The sequence below is a fragment of the Kitasatospora sp. NPDC018058 genome (assembly GCF_044327205.1).
Taxonomy (GTDB): domain Bacteria; phylum Actinomycetota; class Actinomycetes; order Streptomycetales; family Streptomycetaceae; genus Kitasatospora.
This window is the reverse complement of the sequence record NZ_JBIRFA010000023.1, coordinates 107849-130996: the sequence shown is the minus strand read 5'-3', so window position 1 is coordinate 130996 and position 23148 is coordinate 107849. Positions and strand designations below refer to the sequence as shown.

Annotated in this window: 19 protein-coding genes; 8 read left to right on the top strand and 11 right to left on the bottom strand. The window is 72.7% G+C overall.

What is annotated here, in order from left to right; all coding sequences use genetic code 11:
- Positions 1-175: 175 nt before the first annotated feature.
- Entirely contained in the window at positions 176-1255 is a 1080-nt protein-coding gene (gene sepH, locus ACH4E7_RS29100; RefSeq protein WP_396252032.1) for a septation protein SepH, read from the top strand.
- 110 nt (positions 1256-1365) lie between these two features.
- Here sepH and ACH4E7_RS29095 read toward each other — a convergent pair whose 3' ends face one another.
- The gene (locus ACH4E7_RS29095; RefSeq protein ID WP_396252031.1) at positions 1366-2241 is read right to left on the bottom strand and encodes a sulfurtransferase; all 876 of its coding nucleotides are present in this window, start codon (positions 2239-2241) and stop codon (positions 1366-1368) included.
- A 166-nt stretch (positions 2242-2407) separates the two neighbouring features.
- Between ACH4E7_RS29095 and ACH4E7_RS29090 the strand changes: the two genes are divergently transcribed.
- A complete protein-coding gene (locus ACH4E7_RS29090; RefSeq protein ID WP_396252046.1) occupies positions 2408-3148 on the top strand; it encodes a VOC family protein in 741 nt (246 codons plus the stop codon).
- Positions 3149-3172: 24 nt separating this feature from the next.
- On the opposite strand, the gene ACH4E7_RS29085 is transcribed toward ACH4E7_RS29090, so the two are convergent.
- From ACH4E7_RS29085 to ACH4E7_RS29070, 4 genes are all read right to left on the bottom strand, one after another.
- Positions 3173-3829: a thymidine kinase gene (locus tag ACH4E7_RS29085; protein ID WP_396252030.1), complete on the bottom strand. Its 657-nt coding sequence runs from the start codon at positions 3827-3829 to the stop codon at positions 3173-3175.
- A 61-nt stretch (positions 3830-3890) separates the two neighbouring features.
- Positions 3891-5078 (bottom strand): alkaline phosphatase family protein, encoded by a 1188-nt coding sequence (locus ACH4E7_RS29080; RefSeq protein WP_396252029.1) that lies wholly within the window; start codon positions 5076-5078, stop codon positions 3891-3893.
- Positions 5079-5124: 46 nt separating this feature from the next.
- The gene (locus tag ACH4E7_RS29075; protein WP_396252028.1) at positions 5125-5721 is read right to left on the bottom strand and encodes a DUF5998 family protein; all 597 of its coding nucleotides are present in this window, start codon (positions 5719-5721) and stop codon (positions 5125-5127) included.
- A 92-nt stretch (positions 5722-5813) separates the two neighbouring features.
- Entirely contained in the window at positions 5814-8660 is a 2847-nt protein-coding gene (locus tag ACH4E7_RS29070) for a GNAT family N-acetyltransferase (protein WP_396252027.1), read from the bottom strand.
- 226 nt (positions 8661-8886) lie between these two features.
- Between ACH4E7_RS29070 and ACH4E7_RS29065 the strand changes: the two genes are divergently transcribed.
- Positions 8887-9168, top strand: a complete 282-nt coding sequence (locus ACH4E7_RS29065) for an HPr family phosphocarrier protein (RefSeq protein ID WP_396252026.1) — start codon at positions 8887-8889, stop codon at positions 9166-9168.
- A gap of 143 nt (positions 9169-9311) precedes the next feature.
- Positions 9312-9674 (top strand): hypothetical protein, encoded by a 363-nt coding sequence (locus ACH4E7_RS29060; RefSeq protein WP_396252025.1) that lies wholly within the window; start codon positions 9312-9314, stop codon positions 9672-9674.
- 48 nt (positions 9675-9722) lie between these two features.
- Here ACH4E7_RS29060 and ACH4E7_RS29055 read toward each other — a convergent pair whose 3' ends face one another.
- The 3 genes from ACH4E7_RS29055 to ACH4E7_RS29045 form a co-directional block, all read right to left on the bottom strand.
- The gene (locus tag ACH4E7_RS29055; RefSeq protein ID WP_396252024.1) at positions 9723-10916 is read right to left on the bottom strand and encodes an RtcB family protein; all 1194 of its coding nucleotides are present in this window, start codon (positions 10914-10916) and stop codon (positions 9723-9725) included.
- Positions 10917-11239: 323 nt separating this feature from the next.
- Positions 11240-12628 (bottom strand): M16 family metallopeptidase, encoded by a 1389-nt coding sequence (locus ACH4E7_RS29050; protein WP_396252023.1) that lies wholly within the window; start codon positions 12626-12628, stop codon positions 11240-11242.
- The gene (locus tag ACH4E7_RS29045) at positions 12625-13959 is read right to left on the bottom strand and encodes a M16 family metallopeptidase (RefSeq protein ID WP_396252022.1); all 1335 of its coding nucleotides are present in this window, start codon (positions 13957-13959) and stop codon (positions 12625-12627) included. Before ACH4E7_RS29045 ends, ACH4E7_RS29050 begins: the two co-directional genes overlap by 4 nt.
- 305 nt (positions 13960-14264) lie before the next feature.
- Between ACH4E7_RS29045 and ACH4E7_RS29040 the strand changes: the two genes are divergently transcribed.
- Both ACH4E7_RS29040 and ACH4E7_RS29035 read left to right on the top strand, forming a co-directional pair.
- Entirely contained in the window at positions 14265-16715 is a 2451-nt protein-coding gene (locus ACH4E7_RS29040) for a DNA topoisomerase (ATP-hydrolyzing) subunit A (RefSeq protein WP_396252021.1), read from the top strand.
- A gap of 93 nt (positions 16716-16808) precedes the next feature.
- A complete protein-coding gene (locus ACH4E7_RS29035) occupies positions 16809-17711 on the top strand; it encodes a sucrase ferredoxin (protein WP_396252020.1) in 903 nt (300 codons plus the stop codon).
- Between the two features lie 88 nt (positions 17712-17799).
- Here ACH4E7_RS29035 and ACH4E7_RS29030 read toward each other — a convergent pair whose 3' ends face one another.
- The 3 genes from ACH4E7_RS29030 to ACH4E7_RS29020 are packed head-to-tail and all read right to left on the bottom strand — an operon-like array spanning position 17800 to position 20590.
- The gene (locus tag ACH4E7_RS29030; protein WP_396252019.1) at positions 17800-18858 is read right to left on the bottom strand and encodes an ABC transporter substrate-binding protein; all 1059 of its coding nucleotides are present in this window, start codon (positions 18856-18858) and stop codon (positions 17800-17802) included.
- Between the two features lie 36 nt (positions 18859-18894).
- Positions 18895-19776, bottom strand: coding sequence for an ABC transporter permease (locus ACH4E7_RS29025; RefSeq protein WP_396252018.1), 882 nt, complete (start codon positions 19774-19776; stop codon positions 18895-18897).
- Positions 19766-20590, bottom strand: a complete 825-nt coding sequence (locus ACH4E7_RS29020; RefSeq protein ID WP_396252017.1) for an ABC transporter ATP-binding protein — start codon at positions 20588-20590, stop codon at positions 19766-19768. The genes ACH4E7_RS29025 and ACH4E7_RS29020 overlap by 11 nt, the downstream gene beginning before the upstream one ends.
- A 230-nt stretch (positions 20591-20820) precedes the next feature.
- Between ACH4E7_RS29020 and ACH4E7_RS29015 the strand changes: the two genes are divergently transcribed.
- Both ACH4E7_RS29015 and ACH4E7_RS29010 read left to right on the top strand, forming a co-directional pair.
- Positions 20821-22422, top strand: coding sequence for an ATP-binding protein (locus tag ACH4E7_RS29015; RefSeq protein WP_396252016.1), 1602 nt, complete (start codon positions 20821-20823; stop codon positions 22420-22422).
- Complete coding sequence (locus ACH4E7_RS29010; protein WP_396252015.1) at positions 22422-23108, top strand: response regulator; 687 nt, start codon at positions 22422-22424, stop codon at positions 23106-23108. Before ACH4E7_RS29015 ends, ACH4E7_RS29010 begins: the two co-directional genes overlap by 1 nt.
- The last annotated feature ends 40 nt before the right edge of the window (positions 23109-23148 follow it).

The following is a 23148-nucleotide window of genomic DNA, read 5'->3' as shown; positions in this document are numbered from 1 at the left end:
GCTCGTGCGAGGACGGCCGGGACACCCAGGCGCGACGTCGACGGATGACGTGGCAAAAAGGCAACCGTGCCACAGCGGCGAGCCCGGGCGTGAGCCCGACACGCCGGGGAACTCAGCAAGGTTGTGGCCAGTCGCGAGTGGGCAGGCCACACTCAGTACGGGAGCAGCGACGCAGGTGACGTCGGCAGGCACCACCCGGGAGGTAACCGTGCCCGAACTGCGGGTTGTGGCCGTCAGCAACGACGGCACACGGCTGGTGCTCAAGGCTGCCGACAGCACGGAGTACACCCTCCCCATCGACGAGCGGCTGCGCGCCGCCATCCGCGGCGACCGGCCGCGCCTCGGCCAGATCGAGATCGAGGTCGAGAGCCATCTGCGCCCCCGGGATATCCAAGCCCGGATACGAGCCGGTGCCTCCGCCGAGGAGGTCGCCCAGGCCGCCGGCATCTCCGTCGACCGGGTCCGCCGCTTCGAGGGACCGGTCCTCGCCGAGCGCGCCTTCATGGCCGAGCGCGCCCGCAAGACCGCCATCCGCCGCAACGGCGAGTCCCCCGGGCCGCAGCTCGGCGAGGCCGTGGCCGAGCGGCTCGCGCTGCGCGGCGCCGAGAAGGACACCGAGCGCTGGGACTCCTGGCGGCGCGACGACGGCACCTGGGAGGTCATCCTCGCCTACCGGGCCGACGGCGAGGGCCGCAGCGCGTCCTGGACGTACGACCCGCCCCGGCGCCTGGTCCAGCCCAACGACGACGAGGCCCGCGCGCTGATCGGTGAGACCGTCGAGCGCGAGGAGGACTCGGTCTTCCCGTTCATCCCGCGGATCGCCCGGCTCCCCCAGGACCGGCCGCCCCGCCCGATGATCGACCGGCCCTCCGCCGACCGCATCATGTCGGCCCGCGAGGTCCGCGAGTCGCGGGAGGCCACCGCCGAGTCCCGGGACTCGCTGACCAGCCTGCTCGACGTGGTCCCCGCCTTCCGCGGCGACCTCGCCGTCGGCGGCCCCACCCCGATCGAACCGGTGCCCGCCGAGGTCACCGAGGAGAGCGAGGAGTCGGCCGCGGCCGCCGCCCCGGCGGTCGGCGCGGGCTCGGCCTACGCCGACATCCTGATGCCGCGCGCGGTCGCCCCGCACCGCGAGCGCCTGGTCGGCACCACCGACCGGCAGGCCGAGGCGGACGGCGTCCGGCCCGGACGCCGGGCCACCGTGCCCAGCTGGGACGAGATCGTCTTCGGCAGCCGGCGCAAGAAGCAGGATTAGGACCGACGCCGAAGGGGCGGGAGGCTCGGCCTCCCGCCCCTTCGGCATGTCCGAGGACCTGTCCCTCGGGTTCCGCCGGGTCGGGCAAGACCCAAGAGACGGGCCCGGGCTCAGCCCGGCTGGTCGGTCACCGCGACCGGGCGGCGCTCGTCACTCGACCACTCGCTCCACGAACCCGGGTACAGCGTGGCGTTCAGGCCCGAAGCCGCCAGCGCCAGGATCTGGTGCGCCGCCGTCACACCCGAGCCGCAGTACACCGCGGTCTCCCGCTCGCCCGCGCCTAGCGCCCGGAACCGGGCCGCCAGTTCGGCGGCCGGCCGGAACCGGCCGTCCGGGCCCACGTTCTCGGCCGTCGGCGCCGACACCGCACCCGGGATGTGCCCGGCCCGCGGGTCCACCGGCTCGGTCTCGCCCCGGTAGCGCTCGCCCGACCGGGCGTCCAACAGCAGACCGCTGCGCGCCCAGGCCGCCGCGCCGTCACCGTCCACCGTCGGCAGCTGCCCGGGAACCGGCTTGAAGTCGCCCTCAGTCGGCTCCGGCAGCTCCGCCGTCACCGGCAGCCCGGCCGACTGCCACGCCGCGAAGCCGCCGTCCAGCACCCGGACGTCCCGGTGCCCGGCCCAGCGCAGCAGCCACCAGGCCCGGGCCGCCGCCATCGAGGCCGCGCCGTCGTACACCACGACCGGGCGCTCGGTGCTCACCCCGAAGCGGCGCATCGCGGCGCCGAACTCCTCCGGGGCCGGCAGCGGGTGGCGCCCACCCCGGCCGGGGGCGCCGGGCGCGGCGGCGAGGTCCCGGTCCAGCTCGACGAAGTGGGCACCGGGCAGGTGCCCCGCCCGGTACTCCTCGGCCGCGGTCGGGCCGCCCGGTGCGGCGCCGACCAGCTGGTAACGCACGTCCAGCAGCACCGGCGGGCACGCGGAGTCGAGCGCCTCCGCCAGCTCGGCCGCGGAGATCAGCGGGGAACCGTCGTTGTAGGTGGTCATGCCGGCCATTGTCGCGCAACACGCCCAAGCCACCCCTCTTTGTGCGCTCTTTGCCGGATTTTCCGCGCGGCCCGAGGGTTGGGCGCGCGCCAGGGTGGAAGCATCACCCTCACGCGCGAGGATTTCCGTGCTCCAACCACCCACGAGGAGGCCCGCATTGCCCGCGGTGGAACTCCGACTGGCCCAGGGCACGCCCTGCTGGGTCAGCCTGCTGACCGACGACCTACCCGGCGCCCGCGCCTTCTACGGCGAGCTGCTCGGCTGGACGTACTCCCCCGGGCCGGGCCAACTCGGCGCCTACGTCCGGGCCGAGCTCGACGGGGAACCCGTCGCCGGCCTCGGCGTCTCCACCGCCACCGGCTTCCCGGTGCAGTGGACCACCTACTTCGCCGTGGACGACGCCGACCGCACCACCCAGCTGGTGCGCGAGTGCGGCGGGACCGTCGCCGTCGGGCCGCTGCAGGCCGAACGCGCCGGGCGGATGGCGATCGCCGCCGACGTCTCCGGCGCCGTCTTCGGCCTCTGGCAGGGCGAGGAGCACCTCGGCCGGGAGGCCGGGACGGAACCCGGCGCACCCGTCTGGGCCGAACTGCTCACCCCGGACGCGGACGGCGCCGCCGTCTTCTACGCCGCCGTGCTCGACCGCCCGGTCCGGCCGGCCGGCGGCGAGTCCGCGCTCCTGGTGCACGGGCGCCCGGTCGCGGGCATCCGCCACCGCGCCGACCTGCGCGGCCACCCGCCGCGCTGGCGCACCCACTTCGCCGTCAGGGACGTCGCCCTGACCGCCCGTCACGCCGTCGAGATCGGCGGCCGCGTCCTGGTCGAGCCGCACGACACCGCCCGCGGCCGGGCCGCCCGGCTGGCCGACCCGCAGGGCGGGCACTTCTCGGTGCTCGAGGCGCTGTAACCCGCCCGCTCGCCTCCGGGGCGGTCAGGCCTGCTGTTCCTCGAAGGGAAGCACGTCCGGGGAGAGCACCGAGGCGCGGGCGGTCGCGGCGGTCAGCCGGCGGCGGTGGTGCCGGCGGCACAGCACCTCGTAGCCGACCTCGTCCTCGTTCACCGAGATGTCGCCGATCACCACCTGGGCGCCCTCGACCACCATCACCCCGCCGACCGTCCGGGCGTTGTGGGTCGCCCGCGCGCCGCACCAGCACAGGGCCTCGACCTGGAGCACCTCCACCCGGTCGGCCAGCTCGATCAGCCGCTGCGAACCGGGGAACAGCCGGGTGCGGAAGTCGGTGGTGATGCCGAAGGTGTAGACGTCGATGTCCAGCTCGTCCACCACCCGGGCCAGTTGGTCGACCTGCTCGGCGGCGAAGAACTGCGCTTCGTCGCAGATCAGGTAGTCCACCCGGCCGCCCGCCGAGAGCCGCTGCACCACGTGCGCGTGGAAGTCGAAGTCGTCCGTCACCTCGACCGCCTCGGCGCGCAGGCCGAGCCGGCTCGAGATGGTCGCCGCGCCCGCGCGGTCGTTGCGGGTCAGGATGACCCCCTGCCGGCCCCGCGCGGTGTGGTTGTGGTCCATCTGCAGCGCCAGCGTCGACTTGCCGCAGTCCATCGTGCCCGAGAAGAACACCAGTTCAGCCATGGGTGGAGCAAGGGCCTTTCACATCGAGGGGGTTCGGGCACAGGGAAATCAAGGGACCGGCTCAGCCGCGGACTTCGAGCAGTGGGACGAACTGCTCGACCGGGGTCATCGAGCCGTGCAGGCCGATCATCGCGGACTCGCCGGGCTCGTTGCGGGAGGCGGTGATCGCGATGTCGTCACGGGCCGCGGCGACCACGTCGCCGATCCGCCGGTACACCCGCTCGTCCACGCTCGGGCCGAACCAGCCCGCCGCGATCGCCTGGTCCCGGGTGGCCACCCACATCCGGTCGCCGAGCACCTCGCTCCAGACCGCGTGCACATCGGCCGCGGCGCCCGGTACGGCGTACACGTGCCGGGCCCGGCCCTCGCCGCCGAGCAGGGCGACGCCCGCGCCGAGCTCCCAGTCCTCGTCGAAGTCGATCCGGTCCTCCGGCGCGATGTCGATCATGCCGTGGTCCGCGGTCACGTACATCGCCGAACGCGGCGGCAGCTGCTCGGCCAGCCGGCGGGCCAGCCGGTCCACCGCGTCCAGGGTCATCCGCCACTCGTCGGAGTCCACGCCGAAGCGGTGGCCCGCGCCGTCCAGCTCACTGACGTAGGTGTACACCAGCGCCCGGTCGTGCTCGGCCAGCCAGGAGGCGGCCAGGTCCATCCGTTCCTCGCCCGTGGTGCGGCCGAGGAAGGTGCCGCCGGACAGCGCCACCTTGGTCAGCGGGGTCTGGGCGAACAACGGGGAGGACACCTGGGCGGTCGCCACCCCCGCCTGATGGGTGAGCTCGAAGACCGTCGGGTACGGCTGCCAGGCCTGCGGGTCGGTGTGCGGCTGCCAGCGCAGCTGGTTCATCAGGTAGTCGGCGCCCGGCACCGCCACCGTGTACCCGGCCAGGCCGTGCAGGCCCGGCGGGGTGCCGGTGCCCACCGAGGCCAGCGAGGTCGCGGTGGTGGACGGGAAGCCCGCGGTCAGCGGACGGCCGGTGCCGCCCAGCGAGCTCCCGGCCAGCGAGGACAGGAACGGCGCGTACTCGGGGTGGCGCAGCAGCAGCTCCCAGCCCAGGCCGTCCACCAGGAACACCACCGCCCGGTCGGCCGGGGCGATCGGCAGCGTCGCGGTGAACCCCGGGACGCCCAGGCCCGCCGCCACCGAGGGCAGCAGGTCGCAGAGCGAGCCGCTGCCGTACGGGGGCGCGGGGGCCGCGGCCGGGTCAAGGATCTCGAAGGCGTCGTAGCCGTCGAAGGGTGTGAAGGACATGGAACCGGATTCGTAGCGGTCGGAAGCTGCGGAGCTCAGCCGGGGCTCAGACCCGCGGGCTGTTGCTGATCGTCGCGTCGGACAGCGCCCGGGCGAACACCAGCGCCTGGGCCACCGTCTCCGGGCCGTCGCCGGCCTCGCTCACCCGCAATGAGAGGTCGTCAGCCGTCGCCGAGCCGGTGTAGCCGTGGTCGGCCTCACAGTTCGGGTCGGAGCAGCCGGCCGGCTCCAGGTCCAGGCGCTGCACGGCGCCCCAGCCGATGGTCAGCACCACCTCGCGGGGCAGCGTCCCCGGGGTGTACGTCTCCGGATTGGCCACCATCCGGCTCACCACGACCGAGCCGATCCGGTCCAGCCGGACGCTCTCCGTCGAGGTCGTCGCGAACGGCACCGCGGGGCTGCCCGCGTCGCCCGACTGCTCGTCGGTGTGGCTCACCACGAACCGGGTCGGGGTCAGCACCAGCACCGTCACGTGGCGGCGCACCTCGTTGGAGTCAAAGGTCGTCTCCTGGTGCACCAGGTAGGAGCTGATCGGCTCCGGACCCACCGCGGACTCCACCGCCTCGGACACCAGGGCCGGGTAGTAGCCGCTGCGCTCGATCGCCGAGCGCAGGTCCTGAGTGGTGGTACCGGTCTTCGCCATAACTCCATCCTGGCATGGTCCGCCGACGAAGCGGGCGGCGCGGCGCCGAGCTTCGGACATCAGCGCCCACGGGCAGGCGCAACCAAGGAAGGTTACAGCGTGCTCATCGCGCGCGGGCCCAGATCGCTGCGGACGGGCAGTGGCGCGACCCGCACCCGCGCCCCCAGGATCGCCAGTCCGTGCGGGGCCACGACCACCGGTTCGAGATCGACCGAGGCGATCTCCGGCACGTCGTCCACCAGCTGGGACACCCGCAGCAGCAGCTCCTCCAGGGCGCCGGTGTCCACCGACTCGGCCCCGCGCCAGCCGAACAGCAGCGGCGCCGCCCGGACCTCCCGGATCAGGCCTGCGACGTCCTGGTCGGTGGCCGGAACCAGGCGGTGGGCCACGTCGCCCAGCAGTTCGGCCGGGGCTCCGGCCAGTCCGAAGGAGAGGATCGCGCCGACGGCCGGATCCACCGTGGCGCCGATCACGGTGTCCACTCCGCGCGGGGCCAGCCGCTGCACCACCAGCTGGGCACCGGCCGCGCCGCCGAGCAGGGCGTCCAGCTCGCGGTGGGCGCGGCGCAGGCCCGGCTCGCCGGTCAGGTCGAGCCGGACGCTGCCCAGGTCGGGGCGGTGGCGCAGGTGCGGGGCGGTCGCCTTCAGGGCCACCGGGTAGCCGAGCCCTTCGGCGGCCCGGACGGCGCTCTCCTCGTCCGGGGCGGGCAGTGTCGCCGAGACGTCGATGCCGTAGCGGGCCAGCAGCTCCTGGGCCTCGGCCTCGGCCAGGGTGATCCGGGCACCGCCGGGCTGGGTGCGCGCGGCGACCGCGGCACGGGTGCTCAGCGCCCTCGCCACCAGGGTGCGGGCGCCGGGCTCGTCGATCCGGTCCAGCTCGGGGACGCGCGCCGTCTCCTCCGCCTCGGCGGTGCGTCGGCGCCACTGGGCGTAGTGCACGGCGTGCGCGAGGGCGTGCACGGCACGCTCGGGCGCCGCGTAGGCCGGGATGCCGCCGGGGCGCAGCCGGACCGGCAGGTCGGTCAGGGCCAGGTGGGCCAGCACCAGGGGCTTGCCCAACTCCCGCGCGCGCACGCCCGCTTCGAGCAGGGCGGTGGCGATCTCCGGGTCGTCGGAGCCCATCTCGGGATCGTCCGGGCCGGTCAGCCGGCCGCCCATGAAGGCGTGCGCGGAGGTGCCGATCGGCGGGATGGCCACGGCGATCACGGCGTCCACGGCGGGATCGCTGAGCGCGACGTCCAGCGCGATCCGGAAGTTCTCGCCGGTCGCGGCCGTGGTGAGGTCGACGGGCGTGTGCGGACGCAGGCCGGCGCTCAGGCAGGCGTCGTAGGTGAGCAGGCCGAGCGAGTCGGAGTTGCCGACCACGGCGACCCGGTCGCCCGGCGGCAGCGGCTGCTGGGCGAGCAGTTCGCCGGTGTCGAAGAGCTCGGTGATGGTCGCCACCCTGGTCACACCGGCCTGTTCGAACAGTGCGTCCACGGTGGCGTCGCGCAGGCCGGTGGCGGTGGCGGGGACGGCGTGGCCGGGCGGCAGGCTGCCGGTGTGCCGGGCGCCCTTGACCACGACGACCGGCTTGACGGCGGCCAGGCGGCGCGCGATGCGGGTGAACTTGCGGGGGTTGCCGAAGGACTCCAGGTAGAGCAGCACCACCTCGGTGGCCTCGTCCTCGGCCCAGTACTGCAGGAAGTCGTTGCCGGAGACGTCCGAGCGGTTGCCGACCGAGGCGAAGGAGGAGACGCCGAGGCCGCGCTTGTGGGCGGCCTCCAGCAGGGCCACGCCGATCGCGCCGGACTGGCAGAAGATCCCGAAGCCGCCGCGGTCGGGCAGGTGCGGGGCGAGTGAGGCGTTCAGCGGACGCTCGGGATCGGTGTTGATCAGGCCGAAGGCGTTCGGGCCGACCACCCGCATGCCCGCCGCGCGGGCCTGGCGGACCAGGGCGCGCTGCCGGCCGCGGCCCTCCGGGCCGGTCTCCGCATAGCCGGCGGTGACCACCACCAGGCCCTGCACCCCGCGCGCGCCGCACTCGGCCACGGCCACCGGGACGGCGCTCTCGGGGACGGCGATCACCGCGAGGTCGACCGGCTCGGGAATGTCCAGAATCGAACGGTAGACCGGGACGCCGTCCAGCTCGGTGCCGGGCGGGGCGTTGCGGTTCACCGCGTGGACGGCGCGCGGCTCGTCCTTGGGCTCGTACCGGCTCTCGAACTCGGTGTCGAAGCTGCCCAGCAGGTCCCGCAGGATGGCCCGGCCGACGGTCTGCGGATTGCGGGAGACCCCGACCACGGCCACCGAGCGCGGGGTGAGCAGCCGCTGCACCGAGCGGGCCTCGGCGCGGTGCTCGCGGGCGCGCATCACGGCGAGCGAGCGGTCGGTCTGTTCGAGGTCGAACTCCAGGTGCACCACGCCGTCGGCGAAGCTGCGGCGCTGGGTGTAGCCGGCGTCGGTGAAGACCTTCACCATCTTGCGGTTCTCCGGCAGCACCTCGGCCTGGAAGCGGCGGATGCCGCGCTCTTGGGCGACGGCGGCGATGTGCTCCAGCAGGGCGGAGGCCACGCCGCGGCCCTGGTGGGCGTCCTGGACGAGGAAGGCGACCTCGGCGTCCGTGCCGTTGTCGGAGGGGCGGCCCTCGGCGTCGATCCGGTCGTAGCGGACGGTGGCGATGAAACGGTCCCGGATCACCACGGCGAGGCCGACCCGGTTCACGAAGTCGTGGTGGGTGAAACGGCGGACGTCCTTGTCGGACAGCCGCGGGTAGGGGGCGAAGAAGCGGAAGTACTTGGACTGGTCCGAGACCTCTTCGTAGAACTCCACCAGCCGCCCGGCGTCGGCGGGGGTGATCGGCCGGATCCGGGCCGTGCCGCCGTCACGCAGCAGGACGTCGGCTTCCCAGTGCTGCGGATAATCGGGTTGCTCGGGGTTCGCCACCGCGGGGTCTTCCACATTCGTCAGGTTATCCGGCAGTGAGGCGAATGGCGCCAGTCGTGTGCTCTCGGCAGGGTGGACAGGGCCACTGGCCGGGCTTTATGCCCCGAAAAGAAACAATCACAAGTCCCGAACGCGGCGGCTCGAAGGGGTTGCCTGCATGCAACACTGGTCTAGACAACGCGGTCGTTTCCCCCGCTCCCCGAGCACGGCCGTGACCAGCTTCACCGGAAAGGCACGTCTCATGGCTGAGCGCCGCGTCACCATCGGTTGGGCCGAGGGCCTGCACGCCCGTCCCGCCTCCATCTTCGTCCGGGCCGTCACGGCCACCGGCGTGCCGATCACCATCGCCAAGCCGGGCGGCAACCCGGTCAACGCCGCCTCCATGCTCGGCCTCCTCGCCCTGGGCGCCCAGGGCGGCGACGAGGTCATCCTCGCCTCCGACGCCCCCGACGCCGACCAGGCCCTCGACCGCCTCGCCAAGCTCGTCCAGGAGGGCCTCGACGAGCTCCCGGCCGCGGCCTGAGCCCTCGCAGCGCACACGAAGCGCCCGGCAGTGCCTAGCACTGCCGGGCGCTTCTGTTCGCGGGTTCGATCGCTTCCACACCATCGAGCGAACTGGTGACCGTTCGACCCTCTCGAACGACGCGTCGCGCTGATGCTCGGGGCATGACGTTCTTCGACCTCGAACGACCCAAGCACGCCTACATGTTCGCCTTCCTCCAGGCGGACGGACACCTCCGGCAGGGCCCCGGCAACAAGGGCACCCTGAGCGTGGGACTCTCTGCGCGCGACGCCCCCATCCTGGAGGAGTTCCAGCGACTCTGTCCGCTCCACAACAGCATCCGGTATCGGACACGGAGCACCAACTTCAAAGCCGAACACACCTCGGTGGTGTGGACCGTGAGTGCTCGCGAGTTCCGCGAAGACGTCCAGGCCCTCGGCCTGCCGGCCGGGCGCAAGTCCGCGATCATCGCACCGCCGATCATCCCGTTCGATGGCGCCTCAATGGCTGCCAACCGCGAACGATAGCGTCATAGATGAGACCCCCGGGTGAGCCCGGGGGTCTCACTCTATTTGTCAGCCCTTGACGCAGACGACCTGCTTCAGGTGGGCGACCACCTCGACCAGGTCCTTCTGCTGCTCGATGACCTTCTCGATGTTCTTGTAGGCACCCGGGATCTCGTCCACCACGCCGCTGTCCTTGCGGCACTCCACGCCCTTGGTCTGCTCGGCCAGGTCGCGCGTGGTGAACCGCTTCTTCGCCGCATTGCGGCTCATCTTGCGGCCCGCGCCGTGCGAGGCCGAATTGAACGCCGCCTCGTTTCCCAGGCCGCGGACGATGTAGGAGCCCGTCCCCATCGAACCGGGGATGATCCCGTAGTCGCCGGAGCCAGCCCGGATCGCGCCCTTGCGGGTCACGAGCAGGTCGACGCCGTCGTACCGCTCCTCCGCCACGTAGTTGTGGTGGCAGCTGATCACCTCGTCGAAGGTGACCTTCGCCTTGGCGAACTCGCGGCGGACGACGTCCTGGAAGAGCGCCATCATCAGGGCACGGTTGTGCTTGGCGTACTCCTGCGCCCAGAAGAGGTCCTGGCGGTAGGCAGCCATCTCCGGGGTCTTCGCGAGGAAGACCGCCAGATCCTGGTCGACCAGGCCCTTGTTGTGCGACAGCGAGCGGGCCACGACCATGTGGTGCTCCGCCAGCTCCTTGCCGATGTTCCGCGATCCGGAGTGCAGCATCAGCCACACCGAATCGGATGTATCGACACAAACCTCCACAAAATGGTTCCCCCCGCCGAGCGTTCCCATCTGCTGCATCGCCCGCTCGCGGCGCCACTTGACGTCCTCCGCCACGCCGTCGAAGCGCTGCCAGAAGTCGTCCCAGCCCGCCGCACGGAAGCCGTGCAGCTTGGTCGGGTCGACCGGGTCGGTGTGGAGGCCGCGGCCGACCGGGATGGCCTGCTCGATCTTGGAACGCAGCCGGGACAGGTCGTCCGGGAGGTCCTTGGCGGTGAGGGAGGTCTTCACCGCGCTCATCCCGCAGCCGATGTCGACGCCGACGGCCGCCGGGCAGACCGCGCCCTTCATGGCGATGACGGAGCCGACGGTCGCGCCCTTGCCCAGGTGGACGTCGGGCATCACGGCGAGGCCGTGCAGCCAGGGCAGGGAGCTGATGTTGCGCAGCTGCTGCAGGGCCTGGCCCTCGACCGTCGCCGGGTCGGTCCACATCCGGATCGGCACCCGGATACCGGGCACCTCGGTGTACGTCATGGTTGAACGACCTCCACGGGTCGGGTGGTTCAGAAGGAAGGCATGCCGCGCGAAGCAATCCCGGCGTGGCTCGGGGAAGTTCAGGAACGGGTGCGCTCAGGCAGCCGGAGCGGAACAGGGGAGGTACGGCCTTGGGGAGCGTCGTCGTATCTCTCGCTCGACCCGCATGGTGACCGCCTCCCTTCGTTCGTCGCAGTTCGCACGTGTTGTGCGTCGGGGAACATCTATCCACGGAACCGCAGGGACCCGCAAGGGATTTAAAAACACGTCCGGCCCGGCGGAACGAAGACGCTCCACCGGGCCGAACGAAACGGCGTCGGACGTCAGCTGACGACGGTGACCTCGCCGATCCCGAGCGCCCGCACGTCCGCCTCGATCGCGGCGGCGTCGCCGACCAGGACGGTGACCAGGCGGTCCGGCGGGAACGCCGCGACCACGGCCTCGGTGGCCGCGGCGGTGGGCAGTTCGGCGAGCTGGCGGTAGACCTCGGCCTGGTAGTCGTCGGCGAGGTGCTGCTCGACCTGGTCGGCCAGGGTGCCGGCGACCGAGCCCGCGGTCTCGTACTTCAGCGGCGCGACGCCGACCAGGAACTGCACGGCCTCGTCGCGCTCGGCGTCGGTGAGGCCCTCGGCGGCGAGGGTGCGCAGGATCGTCCAGGTGTCGGCGAGCGCGGGGGCGGTGGAGGCGGTGTCCACCGAGCCGCTGATGGCGAGCAGCGAGCGCCCGCTGCCGTCGGCGGCGGAGCGCAGCGGCTGGGCGAAGGCGCGGACGCCGTAGGTGTAGCCCTTCTCCTCGCGCAGGACGCGGTCCAGGCGGGAGGTGAGGGTGCCGCCGAGGCAGTAGGTGCCGAGGATCTGGGCAGCCCAGACCGGGTCGTGGCGGTCGGGCCCGATCCGGCCGATGAGCAGCTGGGTCTGGACGGAGCCGGGGCGGTCGACGATGACGACGCGGCCGCGGTCGTCGCCGGTGACGGCGGCGTGCGTGGAGGGCTCGGCGGCGGAGCCGGTCCAGGTGCCGAGGGTGCTCTCCAGCAGGGCGGGCAGCTCGACGCCGGTGAGGTCGCCGACCACGACGACGGTGCTGGTGGCCGGGCGCACGTGGGCCTCGTAGAAGGCCTTGACGGCGGCGCGGTCGATCGACTTGACGGTGTCGGCGGTGCCGCTGCGGGGCCGGGAGAGGCGGTCGGCGGCGTCGAAGAGTTCGGCGTAGAGGGCCTTGGCGGCGCGCCGGGCGGGATTGGCCTGCTCGTGGACGATCTCGTCCAGGCGGTTGGCGACCAGGCGCTCGATCTCCTCCGCCGGGAGGGCGGGGGCACGCAGGGCGTCGGCGAGCAGGGTGAGACCGCGCTGCAGCCGGGAGGCCGGGACCTCCAGGGAGACCCGGATGCACGGGTGGTCGGCGTGCGCGTCCAGGGTGGCGCCGGCGCGCTCGAGCTCGCCGGCGAACTCCTCGGCGGTGAGGGTGTCGGTGCCCTCGTTGAGCGCGCGGGCGAGGATCGCGGCGATGCCGTCGAGGCCCTCGGGCTCGGCGGCGAGCGGGGCGTCGAGGAGGACCTCGACGGCGACCAGCTGCTGGCCGGGCCGGTGGCAGTGCAGGACGGTGATGCCGTTGCCGAGGGCGGAGCGCTCGGGAGCGGGGAAGGCCCAGGGGCTGGGGGTGCCGGGCTGGGGCTGGGGGTGGAAGGTCATCGCGGGGACGTAGTCGGTGCTCATACGGCGGCACCCTCCTCTTCGGAAGCGGCGTCGGAAGCGGCGTCGGTCGGCTCGTAGACGAGGACGGCCCGGTTGTCGGGGTGGAGCCGGGCCTTGGCGACGGCCTGGACCTCTTCGGCGGTGACGTCGAGGACCTTGGGGAGGGCGTCGTTCAGCAGCTTGGGGTCGCCGAACAGGACGGCGTAGCGGCAGAGTTCGTCGGCGCGGCCGGCGACGGTGGTGAGCCGGTCGAGCCACTCGCGCTCGATCTGCGCCTGGGCGCGCTCCAGCTCCTCGGCGGTGGGGCCCTCGGCGGCGAAGCGCGCGAGTTCCTCGTCCACGGCGGTGTCGATCTGCTGGAGCGTGGCGTCGCCGGAGGTCTTGACGTCGAGCCAGCCGAGGCTGGGGGCGCCGGCGAGGCGGAGCAGGCCGAAGCCGGCGGCGACGGCGGTGCGGTCGCGGCGGACGAGCCGGTTGTAGAGCCTGCTGGACTCGCCGCTGCCGAGGATGGTGAGGGCGAGGTCGGCGGCGTCGGCCTCCCGGGTGCCGTCGTGCGGCAGGCGGTAGGCGGCCATCAGGGCGCGGGAGGGGACGTCCTCGCGGATCTCCTCGCGCAGTTCGCGGCCGATGGTGTCGGGGAGTTCGCCGGAGCGCGGGGGCTGCTTGCCGTCGTGGGCGGGGATGGAGCCGAAGTACTTCTCGACCCAGGCGACGGTCTGCTCGGGGTCGATGTCGCCGACGACCGACAGCACGGCGTTGTTGGGCGCGTAGTAGGTGCGGAAGAACGCGCGGGCGTCCTCCAGGGTGGCCGCGTCCAGGTCGGCCATGGAGCCGATCGGGGTGTGGTGGTACGGGTGGCCGTCGGGGAAGGAGAGCGCGGTGAGCTTCTCGAAGGCGGTGCCGTACGGGACGTTGTCGTAGCGCTGGCGGCGCTCGTTCTTGACGACGTCGCGCTGGTTCTCCATGGACGTCTCGTCGAGGGCGGCGAGCAGCGAGCCCATCCGGTCGGCCTCCAGCCAGAGGGCGAGCTCCAGCTGGTGGGCGGGCATGGTCTCGAAGTAGTTGGTCCGCTCGAAGCTGGTGGTGCCGTTGAGCGAGCCGCCGGCGCCCTGGACGAGTTCGAAGTGGCCGTTGTTGGAGACGTTGGCGGAGCCCTGGAACATCAGGTGCTCGAAGAGGTGGGCGAGGCCGGTGCGGCCCTTGACCTCGTGGCGGGAGCCCACGTCGTACCAGAGGCAGACCGCGGCGACCGGGGTGAGGTGGTCCTCGGAGAGGACGACACGCAGGCCGTTGGCCAGGCGGTGCTCGGTGATGGCGATGCCTCGGCTGGAGGCGGGGGCCGGGTTGGCCATGCGCTCGGGTCCTTCCCGTCGTCGATGTCGGGGTTCGTGTGGCGTCCCCCATTGTGGTGCAACGCGTGGAGGGTGTGTTTGTGTCCGCGCGGACGGGGCGTTCGCCAGGGGCGGAAGAGGGCCGCTGACCGGGAGTGTCGGCGGGAGGGTCCACAATGGGGGCGCCGCGCCCTGTTGACGGCGCCCGGTTGACGGGTCCGGCGGCAGGGCGGCCAAGCAGGACGGCAAGGCCTGTCCGACCGACCGACGACGGCCGACGACCGACCGACGACACAGCCAGCGACACGTAAGGGAGCCCCGCCGCGATGGCCCGCCGCAGTTCGCAGACCCCGCCGCCCGGAGACTTCGAGGAGCGGATCCTCGACGTCGACGTCGTGGACGAGATGCAGGGCTCCTTCCTGGAGTACGCCTACTCGGTGATCTACTCGCGTGCGCTGCCGGACGCGCGGGACGGTCTGAAGCCGGTGCACCGCCGGATCCTCTACCAGGCCAACGAGATGGGCCTGCGTCCGGACCGCGCGCACGTGAAGTGCGCCCGTGTGGTGGGCGAGGTGATGGGCCGGCTGCACCCGCACGGTGACGCGTCGATCTACGACTCGGTGGTGCGCATGGCGCAGCCGTTCTCGATGCGGCTGCCGCTGATCGACGGGCACGGCAACTTCGGTTCGCTGGGCAACGACGACCCGCCGGCCGCGATGCGCTACACCGAGTCGCGGCTGACGGCCGCCTCGATGGCGATGGTGGAGTCGATCCACGAGGACACCGTCGACTTCGGGCCGAACTACGACGGCAGCGAGCAGGAGCCGCTGGCGCTGCCGGCCGCGTTCCCGAACCTGCTGGTGAACGGCGCGACGGGCATCGCGGTCGGTATGGCGACGAACATGCCGCCGCACAACCTGTCCGAGGTGGTGGCGGCGGCCCGGCACCTGATCAAGCATCCGAACGCGGACCTGGACACGCTGATGCGGTTCGTGCCCGGTCCGGACCTGCCGACGGGCGGGCGGGTCGTGGGCCTGTCGGGGATCCGGGACGCGTACGAGTCGGGCCGCGGCACCTTCAAGATCCGGGCGACGGCGACGGTGGAGTCGGTGACGGCCCGCCGCAAGGGCATCGTGGTGACCGAGCTGCCGTACAACGTCGGCCCGGAGAAGGTCATCTCGAAGATCAAGGACCTGGTCAACGCGAAGAAGCTGCAGGGCATCGCGGACGTCAAGGACCTGACCGACCGCGAGCACGGGCTGCGGCTGGTGATCGAGGTGAAGAACGGCTTCGTGCCGGAGGCGCTGCTGGAGCAGCTCTACAAGCTGACGCCGATGGAGGAGACCTTCGGCATCAACAACGTGGCGCTGGTGGACGGCCAGCCGCTGACGCTTGGGCTGAAGGAGCTGCTGGAGGTCTACGTCGACCACCGCTTCACCGTGGTGCGCCGGCGCAGCGACTTCCGTCGGCGCAAGCGCGAGGAGCGGCTGCACCTGGTCGAGGGTCTGCTGGTGGCGCTCGTCGACATCGACGAGGTCATCGCGATCATCCGGTCGAGTGACAACGCCCAGCAGGCGAAGGAGCGGCTGATGGAGCGCTTCTCGCTGTCGGAGACGCAGACGGCCTACATCCTGGACACCCCGCTGCGGCGGCTGACCCGCTTCGACCGGGTGGAGCTGGAGCAGGAGAAGGAGAAGCTGACCGCGGAGATCGCGGACCTGACCGAGATCCTGGAGTCGGACACCAAGCTGCGCAGCGTGGTCTCCTCCGAACTGGGCGCGGTGGCCAAGCAGTTCGGGACGGAGCGGCGCACGGTCCTGCTGGAGGCGGGGGCGGTTCCGTCGGCGGCGCTGGCGGTGCCGCTGGAGGTCGCCGACGACCCGTGCCGGGTGCTGCTGTCCTCGACGGGGCTGCTGGCGCGGACGGCGGACGGCGAGCCGTTCGAGGTGTCGGAGAAGCGCTCCAAGCACGATGTGATCGTGTCGGCGGTGCACGCGACGGCGCGCGCGGACGTGGGTGTGGTGACCTCGGCGGGCCGGGTGCTGCGGCTGCCGGTGATCGACCTGCCGGCGCTGCCGCCGACGCCGTCGCCGACGCTTGCCGGCGGTGCGGCGGTGGGCGAGTTCCTGCGGCTGGAGGCCGACGAGCGGGTGCTCGGGCTGACCACGCTGGACGAGTCCTCGCCGGGCCTGGCGCTGGGCACGGTGCAGGGTGTGGTGAAGCGGGTGGTGCCGGAGTGGCCGGCGAACAAGGACGAGTTCGAGGTGATCGCCCTCAAGGACGGCGACGAGCTGGTGGGCGCGGTCGAACTGCGCACCGGCGAGGAGGACTTGGTCTTCATCACCTCGGACGCCCAGCTGCTGCGCTACCCGGCGGGCCAGGTCCGTCCGCAGGGCCGTCCGGCGGGTGGCATGGCGGGCGTCAAGCTGTCGGACGGCGCCCGGGTGCTGTCGTTCACGGCGGTGGACCCGGCCGCGGACGCGGTGGTGGTCTCGGTGGCGGCGGCCTCGGACACGCTGTCCGGTGGCGAGCAGACCAGCTGGAAGGTCACCCCGTTCGAGCAGTACCCGCGTAAGGGCCGTGCCACCGGCGGCGTGCGTTGCCAGCGCTTCCTGCGCGGTGAGGACGGCCTGGCCTTCGCCTGGGCCGGCGCCGCGCCCGCCCGGGCCGCCACCGCCAAGGGTGCCCCGGTCGACCTGCCGGAGCGCGACCCGCGCCGCGACGGCTCGGGCACCCCGGTGGCCACCCCGATCGCCGTGGTCGCCGGCCCGGCGTAACGGGACGGAGCACACGGAGGGCGGGGAGCCCGCGGGTTCCCCGCCCTCCGGCGCACCGGGCTGGGCCGAACCGCTGAGGGTAGCCTTACGCGGGTGAGCACCTGTGCGACCGTGTCGCGTGAACTTTCGGAGCCGCTGACGGCCACGGCCGCGGTCGCGACCACCTGGCTGCTGCTGGAGCAGAACGGGCCCTGGGGCGCGAAGGCGCTGGGCGAGAGCCACCTGGACGCGGCCGTGGGGCGGGCGCTGAACGCGGCCGCGGCGGGGACGGGGGTGCGGATCGCGCTGATCCGGCGGCCGGGCCGGCACGCGGACTGCCTGCCGACGTCGCGGCACGAGGTGGTCGTGGCGCACACGGTGCCGGGCCGCTGCTGGGTGCGCCGGGCGCAGGTGGCGGATCCGGCGGAGCTGCTGGAGCTGGACTTCGCGGCGCTGGGCGCCGGGGACCACACGGGTTTCGGGGTGGAGCACGTCGGCGGTCCGCTGGCGATGGTGTGCACCAACGGGCGGCGGGACCGCTGCTGCGCGCTGCTGGGCCGTCCGCTCGCGGCGGAGCTGGCGGCGGCCGGACACAGCGAGGTGTGGGAGGTGACGCACCTGGGCGGGCACCGCTTCTCCCCCACGATGCTGGTGCTGCCGTACGGCTACGCGTACGGGCGGCTGACGCCGGAGACCGCCAAGGAGGTGCTGGCCGCGACGGCGGCCGGGCACATGGTGCCCGAGTGGGCGCGGGGCTGCTCGGGCTGGGAGCGCCCGGGCCAGGCGGCGGAGCACGTGGTGCGGCTGGCGACCGGCGAGACCGGGGTGGACGCGCTGACGCTGACCCAGCGGCCGGACGGCGAGGGCCGCTGGCTGGTCCGGGTGATCCACCGGGACGGCCGGGCCTGGGAGGTCGACGTGATCGAGACGGTGAGCGAGCCGCCGCGTCCGGAGAGCTGTGGCAAGGCGGCGGGGACGCCCTCGCGGATGGACGTGCTGAGCGTCCGCGGGGTCTGACGGCGGTCCGAACGGAAGAACGGGTCCGGACGCCACGACGGCCCCGCGCCCGTGGGGGTGAGCGCGGGACCGCGGCGACGGCGGGGCCTCAGCCGACGGCCTTGCCGACGAACTCCGTGGTGTACGTCTTGGACAGGTCGATCATCCCTTCCTTGCCCTTGACGTCCGGGTGGAAGGCGGCGAGCACCGCGAGCACCGTCGTGGGACCGTCGGCCGGCATCACCCCGTCGGTGGTGAACATCGGCAGGGTCGACTTGATCGCCGCCGCGTACTGCTCGGCGCCGCCCTGCGCGTAATCGGCGGGCATCTTCGCGGCGATCTCCTCCGGGGTGTGGGTGGACATCCACTTGAGGGTCTTCACGAAGGCGTTGGTGAGCTTCTGGGTGGTGTCCGCGTTCTTCTCGACCCACTCGGTGTTCATGTACAGCGACGACGACGGGTAGAGCCCGCCGAGCGCCTGGCGCGAGCCCTCGGGGGTGCGCATGTCGTAGAGGATCTTGCCGAGGCCCTTGTCGAGGACGTTGGCGACGGTCGGGTCGGTGGTCATCCCGGCGTCGATGCTGCCCTGCTGGAGCGCGGCGATGAAGGTCTGGCCGGCCCCGACGGAGATCGGGCTGAACTCGCTGACGGCGGTGCCGTTCTTGACCGCGAGGTACTTGGTGAGGAAGTCGGTGGACGAGCCGATGCTGGTGACGCCGAGCTTCTTGCCCTTGAAGTCGGCGCCGGACTTGATCGCGTCGGCCTGCTTGGCGGAGACGAGCTCGACCTCGCCGGGGGCCTGGGCGAACTGCACCACGGACTCGACGTGCTTGCCCTTGGCCTGCAGGTCGATGGTGTGGTCGTAGAAGCCGACGGCGCCCTGGACGTCGCCGGCCAGCAGCGCGGTGGTGGCGTTGACGCCGGCCGGCTCGCTCATCAGCTCGACGTTGACGCCGGCGTCGGCGAAGTAGCCGAGCCGCTGGGTGAGCATCGCGGGCAGGTAGATGACCTTGTCCAGGCCACCGACCATGATCTTGACCTTGGGCCCGTCGACCTGCCGGCCGGCCGGGGCGGCGGCGCCGTGGGCGGAGGTGGCGGCGTCGTTGGCGCAGGCGGAGAGCGGGAGGAGCAGGACGGCGGCGAGGGCGGCGGCGACTGATCTACGCATGGTGGGGGTGCCTCTCTGGCGGACGTGGAAAGGGGGTCAGCGGCCGTCGCCCGCGTCCGCGGGCTTCCAGCGGAACAGCTTCTTCTCGGCATAGGTCAGCAGCCCCTCGGTCACCAGCGCGACGACCGCGAGGATGGTCATGGCCGCGTACACCCCGGCCGCGTTGAAGGTGCCCTGGGCGGCGGCGACCATCAGGCCGAGGCCCTTGGTGGCGCCGATGTACTCGCCGACGATCGCGCCGATCAGCGCGAAGCCGAAGCTGACGTGCAGGCTGGTGAAGATCCAGGTGGTGGCGGCGGGGATGACCACCTGCAGGGTGACCCTGCGGTTGTCGGCGCCGAGGATGCGTGCGTTGGCGACGAGGTTGCGGTCCACCTCGCGGGCGCCCTGGAAGGCGTTGAAGAACACCGGGAAGAACACCAGCACCACCGCGGAGGCGACCTTGGAGGCCGGGCCGAGGCCGAACCAGATAAGGAAGATCGGGGCGAGCACGATGCGCGGGATGGCGTTGAGCACCTTGATGTACGGCCCGAACACATCGGCCAGGAAGCGGATCCGGCCGAGTGCGATGCCCAGCAGCACACCGCCGATGACGCCGAGCACCCAGCCGGTGAGCGCCTCGTACAGGGTGTAGCCGATCTGCTCGCCGAGCGAGCCCTGCGCGGTGCCGTGGCTGACCCACTGCCAGATCTGGTCCCAGATCCTCGACGGCTGCGAGAAGTTGAACGGGTCGATGACGTTGGTCCGGGCGCACAGCTCCCACAGCCCGAGGAAGGCCAGCAGCACCCCGGCCCGGGCCCCGTAGACGCCCAACCTCCGGTTGCGGGCGGCCCGTTCACGGGCCTCGGTTCTCGTCGTGGCGGCCGCGGGCTTTCCCGCCGCGGCCGACGCGGTCTCGGACGCGGTCTCAAGCGGCACGACCTGCTCCTCTCTCCCGGGTGATGCGCACCTCTTCGCCGAGCGAGGCCCAGATCTCGCGGTACAGCTCGACGAACCTCGGTTCCAGCCGGACGGCCTCCACGGTGCGCGGTCGTTGCAGGTCGACGGTGAAGACCTCCTTGACGGTGGCCGGCCCGGCGGTCATCACCACGACCCGGTCGGCGAGCGCGATGGCCTCGTCCAGGTCGTGGGTGACGAAGACGACCGACGCCGCGTTTTCGGAAGAACCGGTCCCGGCCCACAGCTCCAGCAGTTGGTCGGACATCAGGGCGCGGGTCTGCACGTCCAGCGCCGAGAACGGCTCGTCCATCAGCAGGATCGCCGGGTCGTTGACGAAGGTCTGGGCGAGCGCGACCCGCTTGCGCATGCCGCCGGACAGCTGGTGCGGGTAGCGGTCCTCGAAGGCGGCCAGGCCGACCCGGCCCAGCCAGTCCCGGGCCCGCTCCTTCGCCTCGGCAGCCGGCACGCCGCGGAAGCGCGGCCCGGCCATCACGTTGGACAGCACGGTGCGCCAGGGGAAGACGGCGTCCTGCTGGAAGACGAACCCGACTTGGGGGTCGATCCCGCGCACGGGCTCGCCGTACACCCGGACCTCGCCCTCGGTGGGCTCCTCCAGGCCGCTGACCAGGGTCAGCGTGGTGGACTTGCCGCAGCCGGTGGGGCCGACGACGGCGACGAACTCGCCCTGGGCGACGGTCAGATCGAGATCGCGGACGGCGGTGTGCAGGGCCCCGGAGGGGGTGCGGAAGCGTTTCGTCGCGCCGGTCAGCTCGATCGCCGGGGTATCGGTCATGCGTTCCTCCCGGGTCAGTGCTTGCCCCGGAAAGGTAGGAGCGGGCCCGGCCCCGGCGGGAGCCTTCTTCGCGTAGTGCGACTTCTCCGCATTGAGGGGTGTTCTGCTCGTTTTGCTTCCGCTACAACTGCGGGGACGCGGCTGACAGAAACACGGCGGAAACATAGGGTGTCCCAACCCCCCGCCCGCACCGCCCCGCACCGCCCCGCAGCCGCCGAGAGGAGGCCCGGATGAAGCTCCCCCGCTGGCCCCGCCGGGTCTTCGCGCAACTACTGCTGAGCCAGACCGTCGTCACCTTCGGTGTCACCACGGTGACCGCCGGGCTGTTCCTGGCCCCGGTCAGCAGCGAGCTGGACCACGACGCGATGCAGCGCGCGCTGTCCATCGCCCAGGCCACCGCCACCGACGAGACCATCGCCCGGGCCGCCGACACCCGCGACGTGGTGACCGCGCAGCGCAACGCCGAGCAGATCCGGCTGGCCACCGGCGCCAGCTTCGTGGTGGTCACCGACCTGGACGGGATCCGCCTCTCGCACACCGACCCGGGCCGGATCGGCCACCGGGTCAGCACCGACCCCGAGCCCGCCCTCAACGGCCGCAGCGTCACCGCCATCCAGCAGGGCACCCTGGGCCGCACCGCCCGCGGCAAGGTGCCGCTGCGGATGGCGGACGGCCGGATCGTCGGCGAGGTGTCGGTCGGCATCAGCGACGACTCGATCCGCCGTCGGCTGCTGAAGATGCTCACCGGCATCCTGCTGTGCGCCGGAGCGGGCCTGGCCGCCGGTACGGTCGCCACCCTCGCCCTGGCCCGCCGGCTCAAGCGCCGCACCCACAACATCGCGCTCGCCGACATCTCCGCGCTGCTGGTCGAACGCGAGGCGATGCTGCACGGCATCCGCGAGGGCATGGTGGCGCTGGACGAGCGCGGCCGGATCCGGCTGGCCAACGACGAGGCGATCCGGCTGCTCGGCCTGCCCGAGGACTGCACCGGCCGCCCGATCGCCGAGGTGCTGCCACCGGGCCGGCTGACCGACGTGCTGACCGGCCGGATCACCGGTGCCGATCTGCCGGCCGTCCGGGACGACCGGGTCCTCGTGGTGAACCGGATGGCCACCGCCGAGGGCGGCGCGGTGGTGACGCTGCGCGACCGCACCGAGCTGGAGTCGCTGGTCCGCGAACTGGACACCACCCGCAGCCTGACCGAAGCGCTGCGCGCCCAGGACCACGAGCACGCCAACCGGATGCACACCCTGCTCGGCCTGCTGGAGCTCGGCCGCCACGAGCAGGCGGTGGCCTTCATCTCCGAACAGTCCGGCTCGCACGCCGCGGTCGCCGCCCGGATCACCGAACAGGTGCAGGACCCGCACGTGGCGGCCCTGCTGGCGGGCAAGACGGCGGTGGCCGACGAGCGCGGGGTACGGCTGATGCTGGCCCCGGCGGCCCACCTGCCGGATGCGGTGGTGGACGCCCGGGCGCTGGTGACGGTGCTCGGCAATCTGATCGACAACGCGGTGGACGCGGTGGCGCCGCGGGCGGACCGGGGCGGTCGGGTGGAGGTGACGCTGGCCGCGGCCGGCTCCACCCTGCTGCTGCAGGTCGCGGACAGCGGCCCGGGCGTACCGGAGGAGCTGCGCGAGCAGGTCTTCGAGGAGGGGTGGACCAGCAAGGACGCACCCGCGCACCGTCCGCGCGGGCTGGGCCTGGCCATGGTGCGACGGTTGGTCGAACGGACCGGCGGCCGGATCGTGCTCGACTCCGGCCCGCTCGGCGGCGCCCGGTTCACCGTCGAGCTGCCCGAGGCCCTGCTCACCACTCAGCTCGTGGAGGCGTGATGATCGACGTACTCGTGGTGGACGACGACTTCCGGGTCGCCGACGTGCACGCCGCCTACGTGGCCAAGGTGCCTGGCTTCCGGGTGACGGGCACCGCCCACTCGGCCGGGGAGGCGCTGGCCGCGCTGGAGCGCCGCCCGGTGGACCTGCTGCTGCTCGACCACCACCTGCCGGACGAGACCGGCCTGGCCCTGGTCCGCCGGCTGCGGGAACGCCAGGTGGCCTGCGACGTGATGATGGTGACCGCCGCCCGGGACGTCTCCACCGTGCACGCCGCGATGCAGCACGGCGCCCTGCAGTACCTGGTCAAGCCGTTCACCTTCGCCGGACTGCGGGAGAAGCTGGTCTCCTACGCGCAGCTGCGGCACGCGCTGGCCGCACCGGCCCGGGAGGCCGGCCAGGACGAGGTGGACCGGCTGTTCGCGACCCTGCGCAGCGTCTCCGCCCCGGCCGGCGCCCTGCCCAAGGGGCACTCGGCACCGACCACCGACCTGGTACTGGGCGTACTGCGCCGGGCGGGCCGGCCGCTGTCCGCCCAGGAGGTCGCCGACGCCACCGGGCTCAGCCGCTCGACGGCGCAGCGTTACCTCAAGCAGTTGGAACGGGACAGCCGGTTGCGGCTGACCCTGCGTTACGGCGACACCGGCCGCCCGGAACACCGCTACGGGCTGACCGCCAGGACGTAGGGCCTGTCTCCCGGATCCCTGCCGGGGACGCGGACATGGG